The 5,240-nt window shown below is 68.3% G+C and carries 7 protein-coding genes, 1 tRNA gene and 1 pseudogene; 6 read left to right on the top strand and 3 right to left on the bottom strand.

Annotated elements, in window-relative coordinates:
• Positions 1-51: 51 nt before the first annotated feature.
• On the bottom strand, positions 52-600 hold the full coding sequence (locus CCN72_RS24750) for a helix-turn-helix domain-containing protein (protein ID WP_085565637.1): 549 nt from the start codon (positions 598-600) through the stop codon (positions 52-54).
• A gap of 181 nt (positions 601-781) precedes the next feature.
• Here CCN72_RS24750 and CCN72_RS24745 point away from each other — a divergent pair.
• The 3 genes from CCN72_RS24745 to CCN72_RS24735 all read left to right on the top strand — a co-directional run bounded on the left by CCN72_RS24745 (position 782) and on the right by CCN72_RS24735 (position 1,934).
• Positions 782-854, top strand: a tRNA-Ala gene (locus CCN72_RS24745).
• Between the two features lie 183 nt (positions 855-1,037).
• Positions 1,038-1,466 carry a DUF7144 family membrane protein gene (locus CCN72_RS24740; protein WP_232989184.1) on the top strand — a complete coding sequence of 143 codons (429 nt, stop codon included), beginning with the start codon at positions 1,038-1,040 and terminating at the stop codon, positions 1,464-1,466.
• A 111-nt stretch (positions 1,467-1,577) separates the two neighbouring features.
• Positions 1,578-1,934, top strand: coding sequence for a beta/gamma crystallin domain-containing protein (locus tag CCN72_RS24735; protein ID WP_086809720.1), 357 nt, complete (start codon positions 1,578-1,580; stop codon positions 1,932-1,934).
• Between the two features lie 70 nt (positions 1,935-2,004).
• On the opposite strand, the gene CCN72_RS24730 is transcribed toward CCN72_RS24735, so the two are convergent.
• Positions 2,005-2,652, bottom strand: a complete 648-nt coding sequence (locus CCN72_RS24730) for a DUF5324 family protein (RefSeq protein WP_086809718.1) — start codon at positions 2,650-2,652, stop codon at positions 2,005-2,007.
• Positions 2,653-2,854: 202 nt separating this feature from the next.
• Between CCN72_RS24730 and CCN72_RS24725 the strand changes: the two genes are divergently transcribed.
• Both CCN72_RS24725 and CCN72_RS24720 read left to right on the top strand, forming a co-directional pair.
• On the top strand, positions 2,855-3,385 hold the full coding sequence (locus tag CCN72_RS24725) for a peptidylprolyl isomerase (RefSeq protein WP_085565641.1): 531 nt from the start codon (positions 2,855-2,857) through the stop codon (positions 3,383-3,385).
• Positions 3,386-3,480: 95 nt separating this feature from the next.
• Positions 3,481-4,401, top strand: coding sequence for a rhomboid family intramembrane serine protease (locus CCN72_RS24720; protein WP_086809716.1), 921 nt, complete (start codon positions 3,481-3,483; stop codon positions 4,399-4,401).
• Between the two features lie 235 nt (positions 4,402-4,636).
• Here CCN72_RS24720 and crgA read toward each other — a convergent pair whose 3' ends face one another.
• Positions 4,637-4,891: a cell division protein CrgA gene (crgA, locus tag CCN72_RS24715; RefSeq protein ID WP_046423655.1), complete on the bottom strand. Its 255-nt coding sequence runs from the start codon at positions 4,889-4,891 to the stop codon at positions 4,637-4,639.
• Between the two features lie 152 nt (positions 4,892-5,043).
• Between crgA and CCN72_RS40795 the strand changes: the two are divergent.
• Positions 5,044-5,240, top strand: a pseudogene (locus CCN72_RS40795) (DUF881 domain-containing protein); the annotation flags it as partial.

Here is a 5,240-nt window from a genome sequence, read left to right as displayed (position 1 = left end):
TCGCACCAGAACTGAGCGCCCTCCCGGCTTCCCCCTGCGCCGGGCGGGCGCTCAGTTCTGGTGCGACTGGTAGTGCGCGACCGCGTCGGAGGTGCGGCCGGCACCGTAGACCCGCAGGAACTCGGCGAGTTCGGGCTGGGTCGGGGCGAGCGCGTCCGCGGCCTCGATGATGTCGCTCGCGGCGGCTACCGAGCGCAGCAGCGACTGGATCTCGCGGACGACCCGCTTGACGGTGGGCGCGCCCGAACCGTTCGTCGTGTGCGTGGTGTTGCTCAGCACCGAGCCCCCCTGGGACTTCTTGATCTCGTCCATCCGCTCGGTCGCCTCGGCCGCGCTGACACTGCCGTCCGCCACCTGTGCCGCCAGATCCTGGAGCAGCTGCACCCGCTGGACCACCGCGGGATTGCCGATCTTGGCGCGCTGGCCGCTCATCAGCTGCGAGAGCATCGGAGCGGACAGCCCCAGAACCGCCGCGAGACGGGCCTGGTTGAGCCCGAGATCGTCGATCAGCTTACGGAAGAGCGCCCCCAGCGGCTCCCCGTACCAGTTCCGCTGAAGCTCTCTCGCTCTTGCGGTGGCTTCCTGCTGTGCGGCGTCCATTGCGTCTCCCCATCGCTTCCCCTGAAAACCGCGGTTCGCTGTAGCGAACCACGGTTGAGCATCTTACGGAGCGTGGTCATCTGCGGGGACCCCCAATCTTTTTGCGGGATACGGGGGGTGACCCGGTACTCTGGTCCCCGGCACCGGCCGGGAAACCCCCGCCGGACGCCATCCCTTTCCCGGGGCCTTAGCTCAGTTGGTAGAGCGCCGTCTTTGCATGGCGGATGTCAGGGGTTCGACTCCCCTAGGCTCCACGGTCAAAAGAGCCCCTCTGATCTGCGGAGACGCAGGTCAGAGGGGCTCTTTGGGTTTTCCGGCGGTCGGTGGGGGCGGCTGCGGTCGCAGGTCCGGGGGATTGCGGTGATCCTGTCAGGAAGAGCGTGGCTGGCTTCGTACGGCCGCTGGCGTCGGTCGTGCCGCACAGGAAGGCGACGCCCATGACAGTGGCATCCGACAAGACGCGGCACGGGCCCAGGGAACCCGGTGGCGGTCATACGGTCGACAGCGCTTCCCTGGCAGCCGGGACCATGCTGATGCTCAGCGGGCCGCTCAGCATCCTCATGGGCGCGGCGGGCATCGCGAACGACAGGCTGTTCGTCACGTCGACCGGGTACGCCTACAACTTCGGTCTGACGCCCTGGGGCATCATCCACCTCGTCATCGGCATCGTGCTCGTCGTCGCGGGCTTCGGTCTGCTCGCGGGCATGAGCTGGGGCCGCGGGCTCGGTGTGGTGGCGGCGGGCATCAGCCTGATCACCCAGTTCATGTTCGTGCCGTACTACCCGGCGTGGGCGATCCCCGTCATGGCCCTGGATCTGCTGATCCTCTTCGCCCTGACCAGGTCGCACATCGAGCGCGCCCGGTAAGACCTCATCAGGCATTACTTGGGCTCACTTCAGCGGATTTCTCCATAAGAGCACGCGGTGTCCGTTCGGTCACCTATCGTGAGCGGTGCGCTCTTATGGGAGGAACCGCATATGAGGAAGTGGCGAGGGGCTTTCGTCGCCGTGGCGTCGACGGCCGCACTGCTGGCCGGGGTGGTGCCCGCGCACGCGACGAACGAGGTCAATGTCTTCGACTGCCAGGCCGACTTCGGCAGCCAGTACTTTCACCTGGGCATCCGCAATCCCAACGGCACCGGCACCACCCGGTGCTTCGCCAACGCGGGCGACCTGGACATCGGACAGGGCGGGGTCGAGCAGTTCAGCAGCGGGAACAACGCGGGCTGGTTCGACTACGAGCCGGGCGACGGCTACGTCTACCGGCATTCGTTCGGCAAGGGCGAGTCCAAGTACCAGGGGTACGGCTACGTGACCCACCTGCACATCAACTGACCCACCGCGACGGACGTTTCACGTGAAACGGGCTCCTTCCCTCGGAAGGAGCCCGTTTCCGGCTGAATGCTCAGGGCTGCTCCTCGCCGCCACTGCCGTCCACCGAGCCGAGCCCACCCGACTCGGGGACCTCCGTCGCGGCCGGTGGCTCGACCAGCCACTCGGGGTTGGCCTGGCGCTCCCACCACTTCCACGCCGCGAAGGCGCCGCCCGTCACCAGGGCCGCCAGCGCCACCATCTTGGCGGCGCGGCCGGCCCGGCACCTGCGCGCGTTGCGCCGGGCGAGCTTCTGGATGTCCCGCGCGGAGACCTGACCGCGCAGCGCGACCAGCGCGGCGGCGCCCCGGGCCGCGGCCTCGTCCGCCACCGGTCCGGCGGCGGCCACCGCCTGCTCGATCCGGGGGCGCGAGTACTCGGCCGCCTGCCGGGCGGCCTTGCGGGTGCGGCAGGCCGCCTCCTGCGCGGCGAGGTCGACCTTCGGTGGGACATAGGTGCGCCGGGCCTGTTCCAGACGCGGGGCGAGCTGGGCGTTGTACTGCGTGCGGGCCTGCTCTGCGGCCCCTGACACCACGGGCGCGAGCCGTACGCGTGCCTCCTGCGCGTAGAACGCGGCACGCTCCTTGGCCGTGTCGGCGTAGGGCGCCACCACTTCCGCGGCGTGCAGCACGCTGTCCTTCGCCGAGCCGGTCGCGGCGCGCACGCTGTCAATGCGGGTCACGGGTTTCCTCCTCCTCGGTGGCGTACGGAATTCGACTTTCCACCCTTTTACGGATCATGCCTGCCAACGGTCCTCGCGGCATGCGCGGACGGGCATATGGGTGCCGCGCGCTCCTTCGGTTGGCCGACTGGCACCCCGAGCGCCCACACATGCGAGGATCAGAGGTCGCAGGAAGACGACAGAAGACGACGGAAGGCAGATCGTGGCCGAGCAGCTTTACGCCACCCTGAAGACCAACCACGGCGACATCGAGGTCCGGCTGTTCCCGAACCACGCGCCGCAGACGGTCAAGAACTTTGTCGAGCTGGCCAAGGGCGAGCGCGAGTGGACCCACCCGGCGACCGGCAAGAAGAGCAACGACCCGCTGTACGACGGCACGGTCTTCCACCGTGTCATCAGCGGCTTCATGATCCAGGGCGGTGACCCGCTGGGCACCGGCATCGGCGGTCCGGGCTACAAGTTCGGGGACGAGTTCCACCCCGACCTGTCCTTCAACAAGCCCTACCTGCTGGCCATGGCCAACGCCGGCCCGGGCACCAACGGCTCGCAGTTCTTCATCACCGTCGCGCCGACCACCTGGCTGACCGGCAAGCACACCATCTTCGGCGAGGTCACCAACCCCGCCGGCCAGAAGGTCGTGGACGAGATCGCGGCCGTGAAGACCGGTCGTAACGACCGTCCGGCCCAGGACGTCGTGATCGAGTCGGTCGTCGTCGAGACCCGCGAGGGCTGACGGAACGCCCCACCGGGAACCAAACGCCCCGCTCGTCCGTAAGGATGGGCGGGGCGGGGTATGTGCCGGGGGAGTGCCAGAGGAGCGAGGGGATCATGGACCACGTCGCAAGCAGCGCGCCGGGCGCCCGGAACGTGCCCGTGTGCTACCGGCACCCGGACCGTGAGACCGGGGTGCGCTGCACCCGCTGTGAGCGCCCCATCTGCCCCGAGTGCATGGTCAGCGCCTCCGTCGGTTTCCAGTGCCCCGAGTGCGTCCATGGCGGCGGTCCCGCCCACCAGCACACACCGGGCGGCGGTGGCGCCGGACGCACCATGGCCGCGGCCCGCCCGCGCACCGTGGCCGGCGGCCCCATCACGGCGGATCCCCGGCTGCTCACCAAGGTGCTGATCGGGATCAACATCGCGCTGTTCCTGGTGCAGCTGGCCGTCGGCGAGAGCTTCACCCAGCGCTTCGAGATGATCGGGCAGGCGTACACGCCCCTGATCCCGGGCGTGCAGGGCATCGCCCAGGGGCAGTACTACCGCCTGCTGACCTCGATGTTCCTGCATGCCGGGTTCACGCATCTGCTGTTCAACATGCTCAGCCTGTGGTGGATCGGCGGTCCCCTGGAGGCGGCGCTCGGCCGCGCCCGCTATCTCGCCCTGTACGCCGTCTCGGGCCTCGCGGGCAGCGCGCTCACCTATCTGCTCGCCGCCCCGAACGCGCCCTCGCTCGGCGCCTCCGGAGCGATCTTCGGCCTCTTCGGCGCCACCGGGGTGCTGATGCGGCGGCTCAACTACGACATGCGGCCGCTGTTCGCCCTGCTGGTGATCAACCTGATCATCACCTTCACCCCGGGCTTCGACATCGCCTGGCAGGCGCACGTCGGCGGCCTGGTGGCGGGTGTCGTCACCGGCTACGCGATGGTGCACGCCCCGCGCCGCAACCGGGCGCTCATCCAGTACGGCACCTGTGCCCTGGTGCTCGTGGCGGTGGCCGTTCTCACCCTGGTCAGGACGGGCCAGCTCACCTGATACCGAACCGTTGTCCACAGCGGGTGCCGGATCTTGTGCACACCGTGCGGTCTCAGGTGCGCCTGTTACCGCTCGGATGTGTTTTCGCAGGTCGCCATGGGTGCGAACGGATGTGTGCCAACCGGTACGGCAGTCGTACCGGCGTCAACACTCGATGGGTTATCCACAGATCGTAGTCTTTTCCCCAGGGTGCTGTGGAAATCCTCGGGCCTGTGGATAACTCAGCGGAGCCGGGCTACTTCCACTGCGTGGAGACACCGAAACCGGCGGCGATGAAGCCGAAGCCGACCACGATGTTCCAGTTGTCCAGCGCGTCGATGGGCAGCGAGCCGTCGGTCACATAGAAGACGACGATCCAGGCCAGGCCGATGACGAACATGGCCAGCATGACAGGGGCGACCCAGCCGTGGCTGTTCAGCTTGATCGCCGCGGCCTGCTTCGCCGGCGGCGGCGTGAAGTCGGCCTTCTTGCGGATACGTGACTTCGGCACGAGGGTCTCTCCTGTCGATGCGCTGCGTGGCCGCGCAGTTAGCTGGTCGGGCTCGGGCAGCGTACAAGTGGCCAACATGACGACTTCTGTGTGCTCCCCCGGGCGTCCGTTAGCGTAGTGCTTCCGTGGCGCCGAAGGAGAGCAAGGGTACGTTGAGCAATTCTGCCGACTCCCCCGGTACGGGAGCAATGGGTTCCGACCCTCGTCGCGGGCCGCGGATGCGCCCGGTGCGGATGCTCACCGCGGCGGTCTTCGCGCTCGCGGGCCTGATCTTCTTCACCAGCTTCGACACGGCCAAGGGCACCGACATCCGCCAGGACGGCTCCCTGCTGAAGCTGTCCGACCTGAT

It is taken from the genome of Streptomyces murinus (genome assembly GCF_002154555.1).
Lineage (GTDB): Bacteria > Actinomycetota > Actinomycetes > Streptomycetales > Streptomycetaceae > Streptomyces > Streptomyces murinus.
Note: the sequence above shows the minus strand (reverse complement) of the source record. Positions and strands in the feature narration are given on the sequence as shown.